At 67.6% G+C, this 20,458-nt stretch carries 16 protein-coding genes and 1 tRNA gene; 12 read left to right on the forward strand and 5 right to left on the reverse strand.

Annotated features, from left to right (window positions below; genetic code table 11):
• The first annotated feature begins 5 nt into the window (after positions 1–5).
• Positions 6–683: a response regulator gene (locus tag NX068_RS11900; protein WP_263461482.1), complete on the forward strand. Its 678-nt coding sequence runs from the start codon at positions 6–8 to the stop codon at positions 681–683.
• On the forward strand, positions 680–2,107 hold the full coding sequence (locus tag NX068_RS11905) for a sensor histidine kinase (protein WP_263461483.1): 1,428 nt from the start codon (positions 680–682) through the stop codon (positions 2,105–2,107). The genes NX068_RS11900 and NX068_RS11905 overlap by 4 nt, the downstream gene beginning before the upstream one ends.
• Before the next feature lie 39 nt (positions 2,108–2,146).
• Here NX068_RS11905 and NX068_RS11910 read toward each other — a convergent pair whose 3' ends face one another.
• The 3 genes from NX068_RS11910 to NX068_RS11920 all read right to left on the reverse strand — a co-directional run bounded on the left by NX068_RS11910 (position 2,147) and on the right by NX068_RS11920 (position 4,315).
• Positions 2,147–2,812: an alpha/beta hydrolase gene (locus NX068_RS11910; protein ID WP_263461484.1), complete on the reverse strand. Its 666-nt coding sequence runs from the start codon at positions 2,810–2,812 to the stop codon at positions 2,147–2,149.
• Positions 2,809–3,129 (reverse strand): (2Fe-2S) ferredoxin domain-containing protein, encoded by a 321-nt coding sequence (locus tag NX068_RS11915; RefSeq protein WP_068635815.1) that lies wholly within the window; start codon positions 3,127–3,129, stop codon positions 2,809–2,811. Before NX068_RS11915 ends, NX068_RS11910 begins: the two co-directional genes overlap by 4 nt.
• Before the next feature lie 82 nt (positions 3,130–3,211).
• Complete coding sequence (locus NX068_RS11920; RefSeq protein WP_263461485.1) at positions 3,212–4,315, reverse strand: VanZ family protein; 1,104 nt, start codon at positions 4,313–4,315, stop codon at positions 3,212–3,214.
• A 235-nt stretch (positions 4,316–4,550) separates the two neighbouring features.
• On the opposite strand from NX068_RS11920, the gene NX068_RS11925 reads away from it, so the two are divergent.
• The 6 genes from NX068_RS11925 (at position 4,551) to NX068_RS11950 (ending at position 15,219) form a co-directional block, all read left to right on the forward strand.
• Complete coding sequence (locus NX068_RS11925; RefSeq protein ID WP_263461486.1) at positions 4,551–8,027, forward strand: transglutaminase family protein; 3,477 nt, start codon at positions 4,551–4,553, stop codon at positions 8,025–8,027.
• A gap of 7 nt (positions 8,028–8,034) precedes the next feature.
• The gene (locus NX068_RS11930; protein ID WP_263461487.1) at positions 8,035–10,752 is read left to right on the forward strand and encodes a circularly permuted type 2 ATP-grasp protein; all 2,718 of its coding nucleotides are present in this window, start codon (positions 8,035–8,037) and stop codon (positions 10,750–10,752) included.
• A 34-nt stretch (positions 10,753–10,786) separates the two neighbouring features.
• Complete coding sequence (locus NX068_RS11935; protein WP_263461598.1) at positions 10,787–11,737, forward strand: transglutaminase family protein; 951 nt, start codon at positions 10,787–10,789, stop codon at positions 11,735–11,737.
• 147 nt (positions 11,738–11,884) lie between these two features.
• On the forward strand, positions 11,885–13,315 hold the full coding sequence (locus NX068_RS11940) for a circularly permuted type 2 ATP-grasp protein (protein WP_263461599.1): 1,431 nt from the start codon (positions 11,885–11,887) through the stop codon (positions 13,313–13,315).
• A gap of 70 nt (positions 13,316–13,385) precedes the next feature.
• Positions 13,386–14,333 carry an alpha-E domain-containing protein gene (locus NX068_RS11945; protein WP_068635811.1) on the forward strand — a complete coding sequence of 316 codons (948 nt, stop codon included), beginning with the start codon at positions 13,386–13,388 and terminating at the stop codon, positions 14,331–14,333.
• 73 nt (positions 14,334–14,406) lie between these two features.
• Positions 14,407–15,219, forward strand: coding sequence for a proteasome-type protease (locus tag NX068_RS11950; RefSeq protein ID WP_263461488.1), 813 nt, complete (start codon positions 14,407–14,409; stop codon positions 15,217–15,219).
• 146 nt (positions 15,220–15,365) lie between these two features.
• On the opposite strand, the gene NX068_RS11955 is transcribed toward NX068_RS11950, so the two are convergent.
• Positions 15,366–17,306, reverse strand: coding sequence for a methyl-accepting chemotaxis protein (locus NX068_RS11955; RefSeq protein ID WP_263461489.1), 1,941 nt, complete (start codon positions 17,304–17,306; stop codon positions 15,366–15,368).
• 357 nt (positions 17,307–17,663) lie between these two features.
• Positions 17,664–17,740: transfer RNA gene (locus NX068_RS11960), tRNA-Asp, on the reverse strand.
• 229 nt (positions 17,741–17,969) lie between these two features.
• Between NX068_RS11960 and NX068_RS11965 the strand changes: the two genes are divergently transcribed.
• The 4 genes from NX068_RS11965 to NX068_RS11980 all read left to right on the forward strand — a co-directional run bounded on the left by NX068_RS11965 (position 17,970) and on the right by NX068_RS11980 (position 20,403).
• Positions 17,970–18,614 (forward strand): SGNH/GDSL hydrolase family protein, encoded by a 645-nt coding sequence (locus NX068_RS11965; RefSeq protein ID WP_263461490.1) that lies wholly within the window; start codon positions 17,970–17,972, stop codon positions 18,612–18,614.
• 146 nt (positions 18,615–18,760) lie between these two features.
• Positions 18,761–19,261, forward strand: coding sequence for a MarR family winged helix-turn-helix transcriptional regulator (locus NX068_RS11970; RefSeq protein WP_263461491.1), 501 nt, complete (start codon positions 18,761–18,763; stop codon positions 19,259–19,261).
• A gap of 196 nt (positions 19,262–19,457) precedes the next feature.
• A complete protein-coding gene (locus tag NX068_RS11975) occupies positions 19,458–20,117 on the forward strand; it encodes a cysteine hydrolase family protein (protein WP_263461492.1) in 660 nt (219 codons plus the stop codon).
• Entirely contained in the window at positions 20,110–20,403 is a 294-nt protein-coding gene (locus NX068_RS11980) for a putative quinol monooxygenase (RefSeq protein ID WP_263461493.1), read from the forward strand. The genes NX068_RS11975 and NX068_RS11980 overlap by 8 nt, the downstream gene beginning before the upstream one ends.
• Positions 20,404–20,458 lie beyond the last annotated feature (55 nt).

The following is a 20,458-nucleotide window of genomic DNA, read 5'->3' on the forward strand; positions in this document are numbered from 1 at the left end:
ATCCCATGCGCCTGCTGCTCGTCGAAGACCATACCGAACTGGCCGAATGGGTCCGCAGGACGCTGTGCCAGGCCGGCTACGTGGTCGACGTGCTCGAACGCGGCGACCACGCCGACCTGGCGCTGCGCACACAGTCCTACGATCTGGTGATTCTCGATCTGTCGCTGCCGGGCATGGACGGGCTGGACGTGCTGCGCCGCCTGCGCGAGCGCCAGCAGGGCGCGCCCACTCCGGTGCTGGTGCTGACCGCGCGCGGCGCCACCGAGGAGCGCGTGTGCGGCCTCAACCTCGGCGCCGACGACTACCTGGCCAAGCCCTTCGATTTCGCCGAACTGGAAGCCCGCATCAAGGCGCTGCTGCGCCGCAGCGGCAACCTCGTGCCGATGGTGCGCATCGGCCGGCTGATGTTCGACACCACGGCGCGGCTGGCATGGGTCGACGGCAGGGCGCTGGCGCTGACGCCGCGCGAACTGGCGGTGCTGGAAGTCCTGCTGTCGCGCAGCGGCCGTCCGGTGGCGCGCGAAGCCCTGTTCGAGAAGGTGTTCGACTTCGATGCCGATGCCCGCGTCGAGGCCATCGAGATCTACATCTCCCGCCTGCGCAAGAAGCTCGAAGGCTCGGGCGTCGCCATCAGCACCCTGCGCGGACTCGGTTACCTGCTGACCGAGGCGGGCAAGGATTGAAGTCGCCCGCCGACCATCCGGCCCGCGGCAGTCTGCGTCGGCGCATCGCGCTGTGGCTGCTGCCGCCGCTGGCCGTGCTGCTGGGCATCAATGCGCTGCTGTCCTACCGCAGTGCGCTCGAAGGCGTCAATCGCGCCTACGACAGCTCGCTCACCGCCTCGATCCGTGCCGTGGCCGAGCGCGTGCATTCGCTCGACGGTGAAATACAGCTCGACATTCCCTATGTCGCGTTCGAGGATGCTGCGCAGGAGCGCATCTACCATGCCGTGATCGACGCTGCCGGCACGGTGCTGACCGGCTATGGCGACCTGCTCCCGCCGCAGGAGCTGCCGGACATCGGCGAGATCCGCATCTTCGATGCCGCCTATCGTGGTTATGCGGTGCGGCTGGCGGCGATGCGCAAGCGGCTCTACGACCCGGCAGTGCCGGTGGACGACTGGGTGACAATCCTGTTCGCGGAAACCACCGACACCCGCAATGCGCTCGCCCGCGACCTGTTCCTGGACAGCATGCGCCTCCAGCTCGCGCTGATCCTGGTGGGCGGCATCGTCATGGTGCTGGCGCTGGATTCGGCCTTCCGTCCGCTGCTCGAACTGCGCGACACCATGCGCCGGCGCGATGCGGAGGATCTGATGCCGGTGGCGGCGGACAAGGTGCCGAGCGAAGTCGCGCCGCTGATCGACGCCATCAACCACCACATGGAGCGGCTGTCGGCCATGCTCGTCGCCCGCCGCCGCTTCCTGGCCGATGCCGCGCACCAGATCCGCACCCCGCTCGCGGTTCTCGGCACCCAGGCCGAATACGGCCTGCGGCTGTCCGATCCGGAAGAGATGCTGGATACCTTCGCCAGCCTGCACAGGAGCATCCGCAGCGCCCGGCGGCTGGTCAACCAGATGCTGACGATGTCGCGCGCGGAGTCCGACGACGGCTTCATCGGCGAGCGCACGACAGTCGATCTCGATGCGCTGGTGAAGGACGTGGCGATGGACCTGGTGCCGCTGGCCCTGACCAAGGGAATCGATCTCGCCTTCGAAGGGCTGGGCCGCGCCGTTCCGATCGAGGGCAACGGGCCGATGTTGCGCGAGATGGTGGCCAACCTGCTGGACAACGCGATCCGCTACAGCCCGGCCGAGAGCCAGGTCACGCTGGCGCTGGCCGCCTTCGACGGGCAGGCGATGATCAGCGTCTGCGACCAGGGCCCCGGCATTCCCGAGGCCGAGCGCGAGAACGTGTTCCACCGCTTCTACCGCATCCTCGGCCAGGGCGACAGCGAGGGCAGCGGGCTGGGGCTGTCGATCGTGCGCGAAATCTGCGATGCCCACGGCGGCCGCGTGAACATGAAGGACGGCCCCGGCGGACGTGGCCTGTGCGTCGAGGTCGAGCTCGCCTGCAAGCCGGCGATGCCCGCGGACGCCAAGCGATGAGCGGCGGCGCCCGGCCGGGCATGCCGCTGGCGGGCGCGTTCAGCCTTTGTCGGCGTGGGCTACGTTGCGGGCGATGAGCTCGCGGATGATGTGCAGCTTGCCGTGGAAGAAATGGTCGGCGCCCGGCACCACGATCACCGGCAGATCCTGCGGCCGCGCCCACTCGAGCACGTTGGCCAGCGCCACGGTTTCGTCGTTCTCGCCGTGGATCAGCAGCGTCGGAACGTTCTTCGGCACCGCCGGCGTCTGGTAGTGGCGGCCGCTGCCGGTGGTGTCGCCGGCGGCGGTGCCGACCAGGATCAGTTGCCGCGGCGGCGCGATGCCGTCGGCGAGGTGGTTGGCGACGCGCACCTGCACGTAGCCGCCGAAGGAGAAGCCGCCCAGCGCCAGCGGCAGGCTGCCCCAGCGCGACTGCGCCCAGCTGATCACCGACAGCATGTCCTCGGTCTCGCCGACGCCTTCGTCGTGCTTGCCTTCGCTCTGGCCCACGCCGCGGAAGTTCGGCCGGATCGCGGCGAAGCCGAGGTCGCGGTAGCAGCGCGCCAGGGTGTGCGCCACCTTGTTGGTGTTGGCGCCGCCGAACAGCGGGTGCGGGTGGCACACCAGGGCGATGCCGCGCACGGTTTCCGGCGCATCGATCAGGACTTCGATATGGCCTTCGGCGCCGCGCAGCAGCGCGGACTCGGTGGGCAGGGAGCGGCTCATGCTTCCTCCGGCAGGCGCAGGCGCTCGACGATGCGGCCATGCACCAGATGGTTGTCGATGATGTCGTCGATGTCTTCCTCGTCCACGAAGGTGTACCAGACATTGTCGGGGTAGACCACCAGCACCGGGCCGTCGTCGCAGCGGCCCAGGCAGCCGGCCTTGTTGATCCGCACGCTGCCCTTGCCGCGCAGGCCGAGCGAGGTGCAGCGGTCCTTGGCGTAGGCCTGCAGTTCGCTGGCGCGATGGTCGTTGCAACAGGTCTCGCCGCCGGCGCGCTGGTTGCAGCAGAAGAAGACGTGGTGCTTGAAATAGCTCATGGTGTCCGGTGGTTTCGCAAAGAGGCGCAGATCGGGGGGGCCGGCGCGGGAGCGGGCCGGCCACGCGGAAAGACAGTGGCGATTATAGGCCCTGGCGCCGTTCGCCTGCCTTTGCGGTCAGATGTTCGCCGCGCCACAGGCCGAGCGCCGACAGGTAGGCCAGCGCGGCAAAGGGCCACAGGCTGTCGACCCATTCGGTCAGGCCATGGAAGTTCAGCACGTTGCTCAACTGGGCGAGCTGCCGGTTGTAGGCCAGATAGGGATTGTCGGGCATCAGGTTGACCAGGGCGGTGGCGCCCAGCAGCGCGGTGCCGGCCAGCGCGTGCTGGGCGAGGCGGGGCAGCAGCAAGGCGGCGGCCAGCAGCGCGCTGCCGATCGCCAGCCCCCGCTCGGCGCCCGGCGTCAGCCAGGCCAGCGGTGCGCTGGGTTCGAAGAAGGTGGCGGTGGCCACGCTCTTGGCGGCGATGCCCAGCGCCAGCAGCAGCACGATCGGCAGCGGGTTGCGCGCGCGCATCATGCAGCGGGCGAAGAGGCCGACGGCCAGGATCGAGGCCGCGGTCAGCGCGGTGTCGAAGGCGATGAAGCGTTCGGGGCTGAACGGCAGCGGCGCGGCGATGCCGAGCAACTGGCGCAGATTGCCGCTGGAAAACAGCAGGTCGGTGGCGCTGAGCTGGCTCAGCAGCCACAGCGCGAGCAGGACCAGGCCGGCTTCGCCGGTGCGGCCGCCGATGATCCAGGCCGTGCGCCAGCGATGGATGATGCCGCGGGGGCCGAACCAGTCCTGCCCCCAGCGTATCCCCAGCATCGCGCCGAGCAGACCGCCCAGGATGTTGGCGCCGATGTCGAGGTTGCTGGCGATGCGGCTCGGCAGCAGGTTCTGCAGGGTTTCCAGGCCCAGGCTCAGCAGTGCCGCCAGCACGGTGATCCGTGCGACGCCGCGCCAGGCCGGTCTGCCCGCCGGCAGCGCGGCGGCGGCGAGGAAGCCGAAGGGCAGGTAGCCGAGGATGTTGAACAGGAAGTCTTCGAGGATGAAATAGCGCGGCCATGGCGCCCACAGATAGTCGAACAGCGGCAGTCCGCTGTCGCGCCAGCCCGCCAGCGGATACAGGCAGGCGTAGGCCATCAGCGCCGCATAGGCGATGGCGAGGTTGCGCGGCAGCGAGGAGGGGGGCGTGTTCCGGTTCATGGCGTGGGGGGACGGAGTGCCCTGCACCTGCGGGTTCCGATGTCCGATCCCCCGGGATTCTGCCAGTTCCCCCGGGGTCTGTGGCTCATGCACCGCCGTGGTGCGCGATGTGCATTCCGGGTGCGTGAAAGAGGATGGCTGCCGATGAATCGTGCGGGCGTGGCCATGGTTTGCGGATGCGCACGGTTCTTGCTGTGGAGCAGGCTGTCGCTCAACCGTGTCCTGCGAGGCTCTCGTGTCCATCCACGTCAAGCTGAATCACATCACCCATTACCGTTACGACCGCCCGGTGGCGCTGTCGCCGCAGGTCGTCCGCCTGCGCCCGGCGCCCCACAGCCGCACGCCGATCCATGCCTATTCGCTGAAAGTGGAGCCGGCGGAGCATTTCATCAACTGGCAGCAGGATCCCCAGTCGAATTACCTGGCGCGGCTGGTGTTCCCGGAAAAGACCACCGAGTTCCGCGTCGAAGTCGATCTGGTCGCCGAGATGTCGGTGATCAATCCCTTCGACTTCTTTCTCGAGCCGAGCGCCAAGGAAATCCCCTTCGATTACGACGACGGCCAACTCGTCGAATTGGCGCCCTATCTGGTCAAGGCCCCTGCCGGGGTGCTGGGGCCGAAGTTCGAGGCTTACCTGGCCTCGATTCCGCGCGAGCCGCAGGCCAGCGTCGATTTCCTCGTCGCGCTCAACCAGCGCCTGCAGCAGGACATCCGCTACCTGGTGCGGATGGAACCCGGCGTGCAGACGCCGGAAGAAACGCTGAGCCTGGCGAGCGGCTCCTGCCGCGACTCGGCCTGGCTGCTGGTGCAGCTGCTGCGCCACCTGGGGCTGGCAGCGCGTTTCGTGTCGGGCTACCTGATCCAGCTGACGCCCGACGTGAAGTCGCTCGATGGCCCCTCGGGCACCGAAGTGGACTTCACCGACCTGCACGCCTGGTGCGAGGTCTATCTGCCCGGCGCCGGCTGGGTCGGGCTGGATCCGACTTCCGGCCTGTTCGCCGGCGAAGGCCACATTCCGCTCGCCTGCTCGCCCGAACCGTCCTCGGCGGCGCCGATCACCGGGTTCTCCGACGAGTGCGAATGCGAGTTCGAGCACCACATGAAGGTCGAGCGGGTGTGGGAGGCGCCGCGCGTCACCAAGCCCTATACCGAAGAGCAGTGGGAAGCGATCGAAGCCCTCGGCCACCGCATCGACGGCGACCTGGATGCCAGCGACGTGCGCCTGACCCAGGGCGGCGAGCCGACTTTCGTGTCCCTGGACGATCGCGACGGCGCGGCCTGGAACGGCGATGCGCTCGACCCCTTCAACCGCGACACCAGCAAACCGAGCAAGCGCACGCTGGCCGAGAACCTGATGTTCCGGCTCAAGGACCACTATGCGCCGCAGGGTCTGCTGCATTTCGGCCAGGGCAAGTGGTATCCGGGCGAGCAACTGCCGCGCTGGTCGCTGAACTGCTACTGGCGCAAGGACGGCGAGCCGCTGTGGCGCGACCCGGACCTGTTTGCGCGCGAACTCTCCGGCACCCGGGTGGATGAGAAGACTGCAGGCGATTTCCTCGCCCGCGTCGCCGAACGCCTCGGGGTTGCCGGCAAGTGGATGATGCCGGCCTTCGAGGATGCCTGGTACTACCTGTGGCGCGAGCGCAAGCTGCCGACCAACGTCGATCCGCACGATTCGCGCGTCGACGACCCGCTGGAGCGCGCCCGCCTGGCCAAGATCTTCGAGCAGGGCCTGAAGGAGGTCATCGGCTACGTGCTGCCGATCGTGCGCAGCCACACCGGTCCGCAGCGCTGGCAGAGCGGGCCGTGGTTCCTGCGCGCCGAGCGCCTGTACCTGATCCCGGGCGATTCGCCGATCGGCTACCGCCTGCCGCTGGATTCCCAGCCCTGGGCCGGCAAGGGCGACTACCCGTGGATCCATCAGATCGACCCCAACCAGGCTTTTCCGGTGTTGCCGGCCCATGCGGCCTTGCGCCATCAACTGCAGCCGACGGGCGTGACGATCGGTGCCGACAGCGGCCTCGGTTTCGAGGCGCATGCCGGCGGCTGGACGCCGGGGCGTATCGAGCATGCCGGCCAGCACGACGTCGATGGCGAGGCGGCGATGCCGCTGCCGGGCGCCGACACCGCGGCGCTGGCCAGCCGCGACGAGCGCTACGACCCGGCCCGCCCGCCCGGCCCCTACGAATCCGCCGGCTGGATCACCCGCAGCGCGATCTGCGCCGAGCCGCGCGGCGGCCTGCTGTACATCTTCATGCCGCCCACCGCGGCGCTGGAAGACTACCTCGAAGTCGTCGCCGCGATCGAAGCCACGGCCGAGGAGTTCGCCCTGCCGGTCGTGCTCGAAGGCTACGAGCCGCCGTCCGACCCGCGCCTGTCGCACTTCCGCATCACCCCCGACCCGGGCGTGATCGAGGTCAACATCCATCCGGCGGGCAACTGGGACGAACTCGTCGAGCGCACCACCACGCTGTACGAGGAAGCCCACCAGTCGCGCCTGTCGACCGAGAAGTTCATGCTCGACGGCCGCCACACCGGCACCGGCGGCGGCAACCACTTCGTGCTCGGCGGCGCCACGCCGGTGGATTCGCCTTTCCTGCGCCGGCCCGACCTGCTGCGCAGCCTGGTCAGCTACTGGCACAACCATCCCAGCCTGTCCTACCTGTTCTCGGGTCTCTTCATCGGCCCGACCTCGCAGGCGCCGCGTGTCGACGAGGCCCGCCACGATTCGGTGCACGAACTGGAAGTCGCCTTCCAGCAGTTCCCCGACCCCGGCGTCCAGGTGCCGCCCTGGCTGATCGACCGCCTGCTGCGCAACCTGCTGATCGACGCCACCGGCAATACCCACCGCGCCGAGTTCTGCATCGACAAGCTCTACAGCCCCGACGGCCCCACCGGCCGGCTCGGCCTGCTGGAACTGCGCGCCTTCGAGATGCCGCCGCATGCGCGCATGAGCCTAGCCCAGCAACTGCTGCTGCGCGCGCTGATCGCCCGCTTCTGGCAGCAGCCCTACGCGCCGGATCGGCTGCGGCGCTGGGGCACCGAGCTGCACGACCGCTTCCTGCTGCCGCACTGGGTGGCGGAGGACTTCCGCGACGTCATCGACGAGTTGCGCGAATTCGGCTATCCGATGGAATTCGACTGGTTCGCGCCGCATTTCGAGTTCCGCTTCCCGAAGTACGGCGAGTTCGCCGCGCGCGGGGTGCAGGTCGAACTGCGCATGGCGCTCGAACCCTGGAACGTGATGGGCGAGGAAGGCTCGGTCGGCGGTACGGTGCGCTACGTCGATTCCTCGGTCGAGCGGCTGCAGGTCAAGGTCAGCGGCCTCAACGACGATCGCCATGTGCTGAGCTGCAACGGCCGTGCGATACCGCTGCAGCCCACCGGCATCGTCGGCGAGTTCGTCGCCGGTGTGCGCTACCGTGCCTGGCAGCCGCCGTCCTGCCTGCACCCGACCATCGGCGTGCATGCACCGCTGACCTTCGACCTGGTCGACGGCTGGATGCAGCGTTCGATGGGCGGCTGCGTGTATCACGTCGCCCACCCGGGCGGCCGCAATCACGAGACCTATCCGGTCAATCCTTATGAGGCCGAAGGCCGCCGGCTGGTGCGTTTCACCACCACCGGCCACACGCCGGGCCGCATCGAGCCTGCGCCGGCGACACGCAACGCCGACTTCCCCTTCACCCTCGACCTGCGCCGCCAGGGCTGAGGACGCCATGCAGCTTCAGCCGCAGAGCCCGCCCGAACTGCTCGCGCACTACGCCGCGCGGCCGGACCGCTACGACGAACTGTGCCAGCGCATCGGCAGCGTGGTGGTGGTGCGGCCGCACTGGCGCGACTTCTTCCACCAGCTGGCGGCGATGCCGCCGGCCGAGACCGAGGCGCGGCGGGCGGCGCTGCGCCGGCTGGTGCACGAGAACGGCATCACCTACAACGTCTATGCCGACCCGCGCGGCTTCGAGCGGCCGTGGGACCTCGACCTGCTGCCCTACATCCTGCCGGCGGCGGAATGGGCGCAGATCGAGGCCGCGGTGATCCAGCGCGCGACGCTGTTCAACCTGATCCTCGCCGACCTCTACGGCGAGCAGAACCTGCTGCAGCAGGGGCTGATCCCGCCGGCGCTGATCTATGGCCACAGTGGCTTCCTGCGGCCGCTGGTGGGCGTCAAGCAGCCGCGCGACCTGTTCCTGCACCTCTATGCGGTGGATCTCGCGCGCTCGCCCGACGGCCGCTGGTGGGTGGTGGCCGATCGCACCCAGGCGCCGTCCGGCGCCGGTTATGCGCTGGAGAATCGCGGCGTGGTGGCACGGGCGCTGCCGGAACTCTATCGCGCCGCCGGCGCGCAGCCGCTGGCGCCTTTCTTCGAGGATTTCCGCGACAGCCTCGCCGCGCTGGCACCCCTGGGATCGGCAGCGGGCGAGGCACCGCTGATCGTGGTGCTGACGCCCGGGCCGTACAACGAAACCTACTTCGAGCACGCCTTCCTCGCCCGCGAGATGGGGTTCCCGCTGGTCGAAGGCCAGGACCTGACGGTGCGCGACGAACAGGTCTTCCTGCGCACGCTGGATGGCCTGCGCCGGGTGCATGTGATCCTGCGCCGGGTGGACGACATCTGGTGCGACCCGCTCGAACTGCGCGACGATTCGGCGCTCGGCGTGGCCGGGCTGGTGGCGGCGGTGCGTGCCGGCGGCGTGACGGTGGCGAACGCGCTCGGCAGCGGCATTCTCGAAACCGGCGCGCTGCTCGGTTATCTGCCGCGGCTGGCCGAGCACCTGCTCGGGCAGAAACTGAAGATGCCGTCGGTGGCGACCTGGTGGTGCGGCGAGGCCGCGGCCTGTGCCCATGCGCTGTCGCGACTGGGCGAACTGGTGGTCAAGCCGGCCTATCCGGCGATGCGCGGCGGGCCGGTGTTCTGCCGCGACCTGCCGCCGGCGGAACTGGCGGCGCTGGCCGCTCGCATCGCCGAGCGGCCTTTCGACTTCGTCGCGCAGGAAATGGTGAATATCTCGCAGGCGCCGGTGCTGGCCGACGAGCGGGAGGAGGCCGGCGAGGCCGCCGGCGGGCTGGTGGCGCGCAACATCGGCCTGCGGGTGTTCGTCGCCGCCTCGCCCGACGGCTTCCGCGTGATGCCGGGCGGCCTGGTGCGCGTCGCCCCCGAAACCGACATGCGCGTGGTGTCGATGCAGCACGGCGGCGGCAGCAAGGATGCCTGGGTGCTGGGTGGCGCGGTATCGACGGTGCGCCGGCCGGTGTCCGCGGTGCCCGGCCAGCTCGCGCCGCGCGAGCTCGACATGCCGCTGCCCGGGCTGGCGAGCCGGGTCGCCGAGAACTTCTTCTGGCTCGGCCGCTACAGCGAGCGTGCCGACGGTTCGGCACGCCTGGGGCGTGAAACCCTGAGGCGGCTCGGTGGCCTGGTGGAGTTCGATCGCCCCGTGGCGAAGGCACGCAACGATGATGCCGGGCCATGGGCGACGCCGACGCTGGCGGCGCTGGCCAGCCTGTGCGAGCGCTGCGGCCTGCGGCTGTCCGCCGGCGAAGAGGCCGCTGAGGAAAGGGCCGTCCAGGACAGGAGTGCCCGGGGAGAGGCAGCGGCGCAGGACGGCGCTGCGCCGGCACGGCCTGTGCCGCCACCCGAGGATGGCCCCCTTGCTGCGGAGTGCGGCATCGAGCGGCTGGCGGGTGCGTTGTTCGACGAAAGCCAGAGCGGCAGCGTGGTGACCAGCCTGCGTGGCGTGCTGCGCCTGGCGGCCCAGCTGCGCGACCGGCTGTCGCCGGACAGCTGGCGCATCTACAATCGCCTGGCCGAATTCGCCACGCCTGCGCCAAGCACGCCAGGCCTGGGCGACGCGATGCATCGCCTGGACGAGTCGCTGCTGTCGCTGGTGACGCTGTCGGGCTTCGTCATCGAGAGCATGCCGCGCGATGCCGGCTGGCGCTTCCTGTCCATCGGCCGCCGCATCGAGCGCCTGCAGTTCCTGACTTCGGCGCTGGCCGCGCTGCTGACGGTGCCGGAGCAGGGTGCGCTGGAAGCGCTGCTGGCCGTCACCGACGGCGAGATCCGTTACCGCAGCCGCAACACGCGCGGACTCGCGCCGCGGCCGGTCGCCGAGCTGGTGATGTTCGACCCCGACAATCCGCGCGCGCTGCGCTACCAGATCGAGTCGCTGATCGAGCATGTCGGCCGCCTGCCGGGCGGCCGCTCGCTCGGCGAGCCCTTGCAGGCGCTGCTGGCCGAGCTGGATGCCGAACGCGACTGCGACTGCTTCGAAAGGCTGGCGCTCGATCCGCGCAAGCCAGCCGCGGCCGAGGCGCGGCAAACTGTCGCTTCGCTGCTGCGGCGCATCTGGGGCGCCGGCAATGCACTGGCCGACGGCATTTCCCACCGCTACTTCACCCATCTGGACGCGCGCAGTCATGCAACCGCCTCGCGCTGAAGATCCATGCGTGCCGGCGGCGGACGAAGCGTCGATGCACTGCTACGAGATCACCCACGACACCACCTACCGCTACGCCAGCCCGGTGCTGCTGTCGCAGCAGATCGCCCACCTGAGCCCGCGTGCGATGCCTCGCCAGCGCCTGTTCGCGCATCGCCTGACGATTTCGCCCGAGCCGTCCACGCGCAGCGAGCGCCCGGACTTCTTCGGCAACCCGACGACGCGCTTCGGCCTGTATGCGCCGCACGAACGGCTGAGCGTGCGGGCGGTGAGCCGGGTCGGCGTGCAGCGGCAGGACTGGCCCGAGCCGGCGCAGAGCCTGCCGTGGGAAGCCGCGCGCGACCATCTGCGCGATGCGCTGTCGGGCCATGCGCCCTTGCAGGTCGATGCGCGCGATGCCGGCCAGTACCGCTTCGCCTCGCCCTTCGTGCAGCTCGGCGAGGAAACCGCGACCTATGCCGCCTATGCCGCGCGCTGCTTCACCCCCGGCCGGCCGCTGCTGGAAGCGGCGCAGGCGCTGTCCTCGCTGATCCATGCCGAATTCCGCTTCGACCCGGCGGCCACCAGCGTCGCCACGCCGGTGGCCGAGGTTTTCGCCGAACGCCACGGCGTGTGCCAGGACTTTTCCCATCTGATGATCGCCTGCCTGCGCTCACTCGGGCTGGCGGCGCGCTACCTGTCGGGCTACCTGCTCACCGAGCCGCCGCCGGGGCAGCCGCGGCTGATCGGCGCCGACGCCTCGCATGCCTGGGTCGCGGTGTGGTGCCCGGGCATCGGCTGGGTGGAGTTCGACCCCACCAACGCCGTGCAGCCGGCTCAGGGCCACATCACGCTGGCCTGGGGGCGCGATTATGGCGACGTCTGCCCGCTGCGCGGCGTGATCCTGGGCGGCGCCAGCCACGCCGCGGACGTCGCGGTGACGGTGATGCCGGTAGCGGTGCCGCCAGCGGCGCCGGGCTGCGGCGAATCCGATGCACCAGCATGATGCATCGCATGCCAGGCTGGTGCGCACCAGCGAGGTGCACGCCGGGCAATTGCGCCGCGGCGCGGTATTTCGCGCCCGCCAGCGGCTTGGCACGCTTTCTGCTGTGGTAGCGCGCAAGGGAGTCCGACAATGATCGCAGACATCAAAATGACCGCAGCGAAACCCTATGACGAAATGTATGCCGCCGATGGTTCGGTGCGCGCCCATTACCGCAGCTACGCCGACTGGCTCGAACGGATGCCGCGCGAACGCATCGAGCGCAAGCGCGGCGAGGCCGACGTCGCCTTCCACCGCGTCGGCATCACCTTCAATGTCTATGGCGCCGACGGCGGCAAGGAGCGGCTGATCCCGTTCGATCTGCTGCCGCGCATCATCCCCGGCGATGAATGGACGGCGCTCGAAGCCGGTCTGCGCCAGCGCGTGAGGGCGCTCAACGCCTTCCTGACCGACGTCTATCACGACCAGGAAATCCTGCGCGCCGGCCGCATGCCGTCCGACCTGGTGCTGAACAATGCCCAGTTCCGCACCGAGATGAAGGGTGTGGACGTGCCCGGCGGGCTGTACGCGATGATTGCCGGCATCGACCTGGTGCGCGCCGCGGGCGCCGACGGCAAGGGCGAGTACTACGTGCTGGAGGACAACCTGCGCGTGCCCTCGGGCGTCAGCTACCTGATCGAGAACCGCAAGATGATGATGCGGCTGTTCCCCGACCTGTTCTCGCGCTACCGCGTGCAGCCGGTGGAACACTACCCCGACCTGCTGCTGGAGACGCTGCGCGCGGTCGCGCCCGAGGGCGTGCTCGACCCCACTGCGGTGCTGCTGACGCCGGGCGCCTACAACAGCGCCTACTTCGAGCACAGCTTCCTGGCCCAGCAGATGGGGATCGAACTGGTCGAAGGCCAGGACCTGTTCGTCAAGGACGACACGGTCTACATGCGCACCACCCAGGGGCCGCGCCGGGTGGACGTGATCTACCGCCGCATCGACGACGACTTCCTCGATCCGCAGGTGTTCCGCGCCGATTCCATGCTCGGCGTGCCCGGCCTGATGTCGGCCTACCGCGCCGGCCGGGTGACGCTGGCCAACGCGGTCGGCACCGGCGTCGCCGACGACAAGTCGATCTACCCCTACGTGCCGGAGATGGTGCGCTTCTACCTGGGCGAGGAACCCATCCTCAACAACGTGCCCACCTACATGCTGCGCAACGAGGAGGACCTCGCCTATACGCTCGCGCACCTGCCCGAGCTGGTGGTGAAGGAAGTCCACGGCGCCGGCGGCTACGGCATGCTGGTCGGGCCGGCGGCGACCAAGGCCGAGATCGAGCATTTCCGCCAGCTCATCGTCGCCGCGCCGGAGAAATACATCGCCCAGCCGACGCTGTCCTTGTCGACCTGTCCGACTTTCGTCGAAGCCGGCATCGCGCCGCGCCACATCGACCTGCGCCCCTTCGTACTGTCGGGCGGCAAGGAGATCCGCATGGTGCCCGGCGGCCTGACGCGGGTGGCGATGCAGGCCGGTTCGCTGGTGGTGAATTCCTCGCAGGGCGGCGGCACCAAGGATACCTGGGTGGTCGGCTGAGGCCGCTCACCTGCCTTCAGCCGCCTGTCCCCGTCCGTACCCCATATCCGATGAAGCTGGGAGAACGATCATGCTGAGCCGTACCGCCGATCACCTCTACTGGATGGCGCGTTATACCGAACGTGCGGAAAACACCGTGCGCATGCTCGACGTTTCTTACCGGATGTCGCTGCTGCCGCGCAACAACGGCAGCAGCGACGACGGCTGGGGCGCGATCCTCGCCATCAGCGAACTGACCGACGCCTACGCCCGCAGCGGACGGCCGCTGACGGCGCGTGACGTCATCGAGTTCGTCGTGCTCGACCGCGACAACCTGTCGAGCGTGTGGAACTGCCTGCGTGCGGCGCGCGAGAATGCGCACGCGGTGCGCGGCACGCTGACCGCGGAAATGTGGGAAACCACCAACGCCACCTGGCTCGAAATCCGCGACATGACGCCGGAAAAGCTGCAGGTGACCGATCTCGGCGAGTTCTTCGAGTGGGTGAAATTCCGCTCCCATCTGCTGCGCGGCGTCACCTTCGGCACCATGCTGCACGACGACGCCTTCCAGTTCGTGCGCCTGGGCACCTTCCTCGAACGTGCCGACAACACCGCGCGCCTGCTCGACGTGAAGTACCACAACCTGCTGCCGCAGACCGAGAGTCCGACCGGCACCACCGACTACTACCAGTGGGGCGCGCTGCTGCGCTCGGTGTCGGCCTTCGAGACCTACCGCCACGTCTACCGCGATGTCATCACGCCCTACAAGGTCGCCGAACTGCTGATCCTCAACCACGCCATGCCGCGCTCGCTGCATGCCTGCGTCGACGAGGTCAACGACATCCTCGGCGAGATCGCCAACCTGCACTCGGCCGAAGCCGCGCGCCAGGCCGGCGAACTCCATGCCACGCTGCACTACGGCCGCATGGACGACATCTTCGACACCGGCCTGCACCCCTGGCTCGAGCGCTTCCTCGAGCGCATCAACCGGCTGGGGGATCGCATCGGCGACAACTTTCTCGTTCCGGTCGCCGCCTGAACGCTTCCTGGCGCCGCCCTCGGTTTGCTCGTGGACCGGCGGCGCCGAACAATGACCCGACAGGACTGCCCGCATGACTTATTGCGTTGCGATGTGCCTCGACGAGGGACTCGTCTGTCTGTCCGATTCCCGCACCAACGCGGGCGTCGACCATATCAACACCTTCCGCAAGATGACCGTCTTCGAGCGTGCCGGCGACCGGGTGCTGGTGTTGATGAGCGCCGGCAACCTCGCCATCACCCAGGCGGTCATCAACATCCTGCGCGAACATGCCGCGGTACAGGACCGCCAGAGCCTGTGGAGCGCGCCGACCATGTTCGAATGCGCGCGCCTGGTCGGCGACACCATCCGTCGCGTGCATCAGCGCGATGCCGAAGCCTTGCAGCAGTTCGGCGTCGAATTCAACGCCTCCTTCATCCTCTGCGGCCAGATCGCCGACGAGCCGCCGCGGCTGTTCAGCATCTACGCCGCCGGCAACTTCATCGAGGCCTCCAGCGACACGCCCTACTTCCAGATCGGCGAATCCAAGTACGGCAAGCCGATCGTCGACCGCGTGGTCAATTGCCGCACCTCGCTCGACGAAGCCGCCAAGTGCGCGCTGATCTCGATGGATTCGACGATCCGCTCGAACCTGTCCGTCGGCCTGCCGCTGGACCTGCTGATCTACAAGCGCGACAGCCTGAAGGTGACGCGCCACGTCAGCATCGATGCCGACAATCCCTATTTCGACATGATCCACAACCAGTGGGGCGCCAACCTGCGCCGGGTGTTCGCCGAACTGCCCGATCCCGACTGGGCGACCTGGCCGCAGGAAGCCGTGCCGCGCCCGCGCGTGCGGGACATGGGCGAGACGGCGGTATGCGAAGCCGCCGGCAAGAAGGGGTGAGGCAGGATGGAGGCAGTGGGATGAAGAAAAAAGGGCTGCGTGTGATCGCAGCCCTTTTCCGGGATGAATGTGGCGGAGCGGGCGGTGCGCGTGCACGGCCGACTCCGCGAGCGGGCGCCGACGCCGACGCCGAAGCGGCTCCCGATCTACGACTTGAAACGCCCCACCAGCCCGTTCAACTCATCCGATAGCTGCGACAGCCGCCCGGAATCCTCCTGTGCAGAGCTGGCCAGGCGCTCGACCAGCTGCGCTTCGTCGTAGATCTGCTGGATATGCTGGTTGATCTCTTCGGCCACCCGGTGCTGCTCCTCCGCTGCGGCCGATATCTGCAGGTTCTGGTCCCGGATTTCATCGACCGACAGCTGGATGCCTTCGAAGCTCTCCCGCGCATTCTCGATCGACGACACGCTGGCACGCGACAGATCCAGGCAGCTTTCCATTTTCTGCGAGACCTCGTTGGTCTTGCTGCCGAAGGTGTTGAGCAACTGGACGATTTCGCCGGTGGAGTCGGAGGTGCGCTTGGCCAGAACCCTCACTTCATCCGCAACCACGGCAAATCCACGCCCCTGCTCGCCTGCCCTGGCGGCCTCGATCGCCGCATTCAGCGCCAGCAGGTTGGTTTGTTCGGCGATGGCGCGGATGGTGTCCAGAATCTGGTTGATGTTGCGGCTGCCTTCCTCCAGCTCCACCATGGCCCGGGACGACTCGGCCAGGCGGCTGCCCAGGCGGTTGACGTTCTCGGTGCTCAACTCGATCTGCTGCTTGCCCTCGGCGACACGACGATGTCCGTTCTCGGCGGAGTCGGCGGCATTGCTGCACGAACGGGCCACTTCGTTGGCGGTGGCGACCATCTCCTTGAACGCGGTGGACACCAGTTCCGCCGCTTCGCGCTGGCGCCCGGCCGCCTGGTGCATGTTGCCGGCAACGTCGCTGTTGACCCGCGAGGCGTCCTGCAGCCTGGTCGATGCCGCGCCGATGCGCTGGATCAACTGGCGTATCGCGGCGAGAAACTTGTTGAACCAGCCCGCCAGTTCCGCGGTTTCGTCCTTGCCCTGGACCTCGAGATCGCGGCGCAGATCGCCATCGCCCTGGGAAATCGACTGCAGCCCGGCGCTGACCTGGCCGATGGGCTTGACGATCACTCTGGAGAACACCGCTGCGATCAGGGCAAAGACGATCGCCAGCACCACCACGATGGCCGCCGTCAGGTAGCTCATGCGGGTGGCCTCGCCCATGACTTCGCCGTGCTCGATCAGGCCCACGTAACGCCAGCCGAGGTCGGGCGAGGACCAGATATTGGCCATGTAGCGCACGCCGTCGATTTCCACCTCGGTGAAACCCTGCGTGGTGGCGGCCAGTTGGGCGTAGGGTGCGCCCAGCTCCTTGAGCTGCTTGAAATTGTGCCCGGCATCCCGGGGGTCGACCAGCACGATGCCGTCCTCGATCAGCATCACGTAGCCGCTTTTACCCAGCTTGATGCTCTTGACCAGCTCGGTGAGGTTCTTCAGCGAAACGCTCACGACGAACACGCCCTTGGCCTTGCCTGCGCCATCGAGCATCGCCCTGGCCGTGCCGACCAGCGCCATGTCGTCCTTGTCGTAATAGTAGGCGGGCGTGCGCACCGTCTTGCCCGGGCTGGCCATGGCGGCCTTGTACCAGGGGCGCGAGCGCGGATCGTAGTTCGCCAGCTGCGGGTCGTCCGGCCATTTGGCGTAGCTGCCGTCTTCCAGGCCGATGGAAAGGATCGCGGCCGAGGGGTGGGTGGTGCCATAGCGTGCGAACTGATCGATCACCTGCCGGGCCGCCGCCGGCATGGGCTGGCTGGCGGCATCGGCGGAGCGGTAGTCCTTCAGGCTGTCGACCCATGTATATGCGGGATCGGCCGCCATCTGATCGACGTTCTGCTGGGCGGCGTCGAAGAACTGGCGGATATTGCCGTCGATCTGGCGGATTTCGCGGGTGCTGCTGTCGATGAACTGGTCGACCGCCTGGCTGCGGGTGTTCAACACCGAGATCACGGCAACCAGGCTGACCGGGATAAAGGCGACCAGGACGAAAGCAAGGACGAGCTTGGTCTGTATTTTCATTGTGATAACCATCATGCATTGGGGTTGGGCGCAAACGGCTGCGGCACGGTGACATGTGCGGCGATCTGCTGCCGGCCCTGTATCGGCTCGATGGGGGCGAATCTTTAGCGGGGATTCCGGCCATGACGGGAAACAAGGCGGCTTCGCGCCTGTTTTTTTGTCCGCCGGGCCGCCCCAAGGCAAAAAGCGCCCCCTGAGGGGCAGCGAGTCCGCGAAGCGGATGAGCGTGGGGGCATTTTTCGCCTGATGGCCCGCGCGTATCCGAAGCGCCGGGACTTGCTCCCGCGGGAGGGCGCCCCTGCCGGGCGCACAATGAAAAAGGGCCAGCACTTTTCAGCGCTGACCCTTCGAATGCTTTGGCGGAGTGGACGGGGCTCGAACCCGCGACCCCCGGCGTGACAGGCCGGTATTCTAACCAACTGAACTACCACTCCTGAATCGAGGCCCGCTCGAGCCTCGATCTTGAAACCGGAAATGAAGGCAGAGTGCCCGATTTCCTTCGTAACTGTTTGATCTGGCGGAACTTCATGAAGCGCCGCAGCAGCAGTGCGGCGCATTATCCATGAATGCCCGAGGGCTGGCAACATTTGCGGCAAGGGCTGCAGTGCAGCCCCATGAAGCCCGCAGCGTACAATCGGCCGAACCCCGCAGGAGAGCATCCGGATGCGCCACATACTTGTCTATGCCGATTCCTTGTCGTGGGGAATCATCCCGACGACGCGCAAGCGTCTGGATTTCGATCGGCGCTGGCCGGGGGTCATGGAGGCGTCGCTGTGTTCTTCAGGCCGGCGGGTTCGCGTCATCGAGGACTGCCTGAATGGCCGGCGCACCGTGTGGGGCGATCCGTTCAAGCCGGGCCGCAACGGCCTCGTCGGCCTGGCGCAGCGGATGGAGATCCATTCGCCGCTCGACCTGGTCGTCCTGATGCTTGGAACGAACGACTTTCAATCGATGCACGAACACAATGCCTGGCATTCGTCCCAGGGCATCCTCGCCCTCGTGTCGGCCATCCGCACTGCGCCCATCGAGCCCGGCATGCCGGTGCCGCCCATTCTCGTGATTGCGCCGCCGGCCATCGAGCGCCCGAAAGGGCCGATCGCGCCGAAATTCGAAGGCGGCGAGGCCAAGTGCATCGGGCTGGCTGCCGCTTATCGAAAGGTCTGCGATGAAGCCGGCTGCCATTTCTTCGACGCGGGCAGCGTCACCGCATCGAGCAGGGTCGATGGCGTGCATCTCGATCCGGAACAGCACGAGGCGTTCGGCAAGGCGGTGTCCAACGTGGTGAAGGCCCTGATCTTCAAGGACTGAGCATTCGCAAGAGGTGTCCGCTTCATGCGGCAGGAAGAGGGTTGCCGCCGGGGACCGCGCACCGGTGGCATCCAGCGGATGCCGAGAAACCGGTTCGTGTTCCGGTATTTATGTAGTAAGCTACATTTAAGCCAAGGATGAATTCCATGTTCGAACTCAAGGACCTGCCCAGTTACGACACCCTCGCGGCCTTCGGCGAAGCCTATGGCAACCCCGATGTCGATGGCCTGCACACCTGGCTGCTGTGGGCCTCGGCCACCAAGGAGATGCTGTCTGCCTTCGAGGGCAATCTTGCCCGCAATGGCGGCCTGTCGCAGTCGCAGTTCTTCGTGCTGATTCTGCTCAAGCGCAAACCCGCCGGCCTGAGCGTGGGGGCTCTGGCGCAGGGTGTGGGCGTCACTTCGCAGACCATGACACGCATCATCGACCGCATGGAGGGCGAATGCCTGTGCCGGCGCGAACCCGATCCGCACGACCGCCGCGCCTGGCTGGTGAAGCTGGCGGAGCGGGGCGAGGCGCTGCTGGGCAAGGCGTTGCCGGCACACTACGCGTGGGTGGCGAATCTGATGCGCCACTTCAGCGCGAAGGAGCGGCAGCTGCTGAAGCAGCTCATGAGCAAGCTGCATCAGGCGGGCGTGGCACAGTAGTTCCTGGATATCAGGACAGTCGAAGCGGAGGCTTGCGAGACGCTGCATCATTGCCGTAAATATGTAGCTGGCTGTATTTCAGCCATGAATCAATACCGTATCGGATGCCGGCCATCAGCACGTGCATGCTAGCTGCCGGTCATGCACGACACCGCGCCGTGCCGGCCATTTTTTGCCTTTACCAAGGAGATCGAGCATGACTGCAACCCGTTCCATCGAATCCCCGGCGTCCGTCGGCAGGCCTGCGCTTGCGCGCAGCGCCTTCGTGTTCATCGAGTTCCAGAACGAATGGCTGGACGCTGCCGGGCCGCTCAACCGCATGATGCAGGACCGGGCCCTGTTCGACGGCGCAGTGGCCAATGCCGCAAGAATCATTGCGCGTGCCAGGGCTCTGAATGCCAACATCGTGCATGCCGGCCTGATGCTGGCTGAAGACCCCGACTACCTGGTTTTCGGCAGGGGCGAAGGCAAGTCGGGTCTCAAGGGGGCGATACCCGGCGCCGCCACCTGGCGCGACGCCGAGCGCGTGCGCTTTCCGGAGCCCTTCACGCCCAGGCGTGGAGAGTTCGTCGTCGCGGGCCGCTCGGGTGCCAGCGTCATCACCAACTCCAACCTGGATCCCTACCTGCGCAACAACGGCATCGACCATTTGTACTTGCTCGGCTTCGCCCTGCACGTCTGCGTCGAATCGACGCTGCGCCATGCACACGATCTCGGCTATGAAGTCACCGTGGTCAGCGATGCTGCCCCCGCTTTCACTGCGCAGCAGCAGGCGCACGTCATCGGGCAGGTCGTGCATCACTTCGGCCGCAGCATGACGACGGATGAACTGCTCGGAGCGCTGGACCATGTTTGAACCAGGCTTCTACGTGACCGCCGAGCTGCGGCTGAAGGATGCTTCCCGGGTCGCAGCGGCGCGACAGGCGCTCGCTGGCCTGGTGCGCAGGACCCTGGCCGAGCCGGGATGCTCGATCTTCACGGTGCATCACGACACGGCGGTGCCGACGCGCTTTCTTCTGTGGGAGCGCTTCGAGGACGAGGCGGCTTTCAAGCGGCATTTCGAGGAGGCGCATACCCTGGCGTATCTGGAAATGGAGCTGACCGAAGTCGTGCGGCATTTCGTCACCGACGTGCTTGGATGATGCCGGCCCGCTGCCCGGCTTGCGATTGAATTGCCGTCGTCGGCATCACATGGAG

Source organism: Thauera carbonicopians, from assembly GCF_025699485.1.
Classification (GTDB): Bacteria; Pseudomonadota; Gammaproteobacteria; order Burkholderiales; family Rhodocyclaceae; genus Thauera.

Excerpts from the sequence above, each read along its gene's own strand:
- NX068_RS11955 (WP_263461489.1), bottom strand. The coding sequence starts at position 17,306 with ATGAAAATACAGACCAAGCTCGTCCTTGCTTTCGTCCTGGTCGCCTTT.
- NX068_RS11900 (WP_263461482.1), top strand. The coding sequence starts at position 6 with ATGCGCCTGCTGCTCGTCGAAGACCATACCGAACTGGCCGAATGGGTC.
- NX068_RS11915 (WP_068635815.1), bottom strand. The coding sequence starts at position 3,129 with ATGAGCTATTTCAAGCACCACGTCTTCTTCTGCTGCAACCAGCGCGCC.
- NX068_RS11940 (WP_263461599.1), top strand. The coding sequence starts at position 11,885 with ATGACCGCAGCGAAACCCTATGACGAAATGTATGCCGCCGATGGTTCG.
- NX068_RS11975 (WP_263461492.1), top strand. The coding sequence starts at position 19,458 with ATGACTGCAACCCGTTCCATCGAATCCCCGGCGTCCGTCGGCAGGCCT.
- NX068_RS11970 (WP_263461491.1), top strand. The coding sequence starts at position 18,761 with ATGTTCGAACTCAAGGACCTGCCCAGTTACGACACCCTCGCGGCCTTC.
- NX068_RS11935 (WP_263461598.1), top strand. The coding sequence starts at position 10,787 with ATGCACTGCTACGAGATCACCCACGACACCACCTACCGCTACGCCAGC.
- NX068_RS11980 (WP_263461493.1), top strand. The coding sequence starts at position 20,110 with ATGTTTGAACCAGGCTTCTACGTGACCGCCGAGCTGCGGCTGAAGGAT.
- NX068_RS11945 (WP_068635811.1), top strand. The coding sequence starts at position 13,386 with ATGCTGAGCCGTACCGCCGATCACCTCTACTGGATGGCGCGTTATACC.
- NX068_RS11930 (WP_263461487.1), top strand. The coding sequence starts at position 8,035 with ATGCAGCTTCAGCCGCAGAGCCCGCCCGAACTGCTCGCGCACTACGCC.
- NX068_RS11920 (WP_263461485.1), bottom strand. The coding sequence starts at position 4,315 with ATGAACCGGAACACGCCCCCCTCCTCGCTGCCGCGCAACCTCGCCATC.
- NX068_RS11965 (WP_263461490.1), top strand. The coding sequence starts at position 17,970 with ATGCGCCACATACTTGTCTATGCCGATTCCTTGTCGTGGGGAATCATC.
- NX068_RS11950 (WP_263461488.1), top strand. The coding sequence starts at position 14,407 with ATGACTTATTGCGTTGCGATGTGCCTCGACGAGGGACTCGTCTGTCTG.
- NX068_RS11910 (WP_263461484.1), bottom strand. The coding sequence starts at position 2,812 with ATGAGCCGCTCCCTGCCCACCGAGTCCGCGCTGCTGCGCGGCGCCGAA.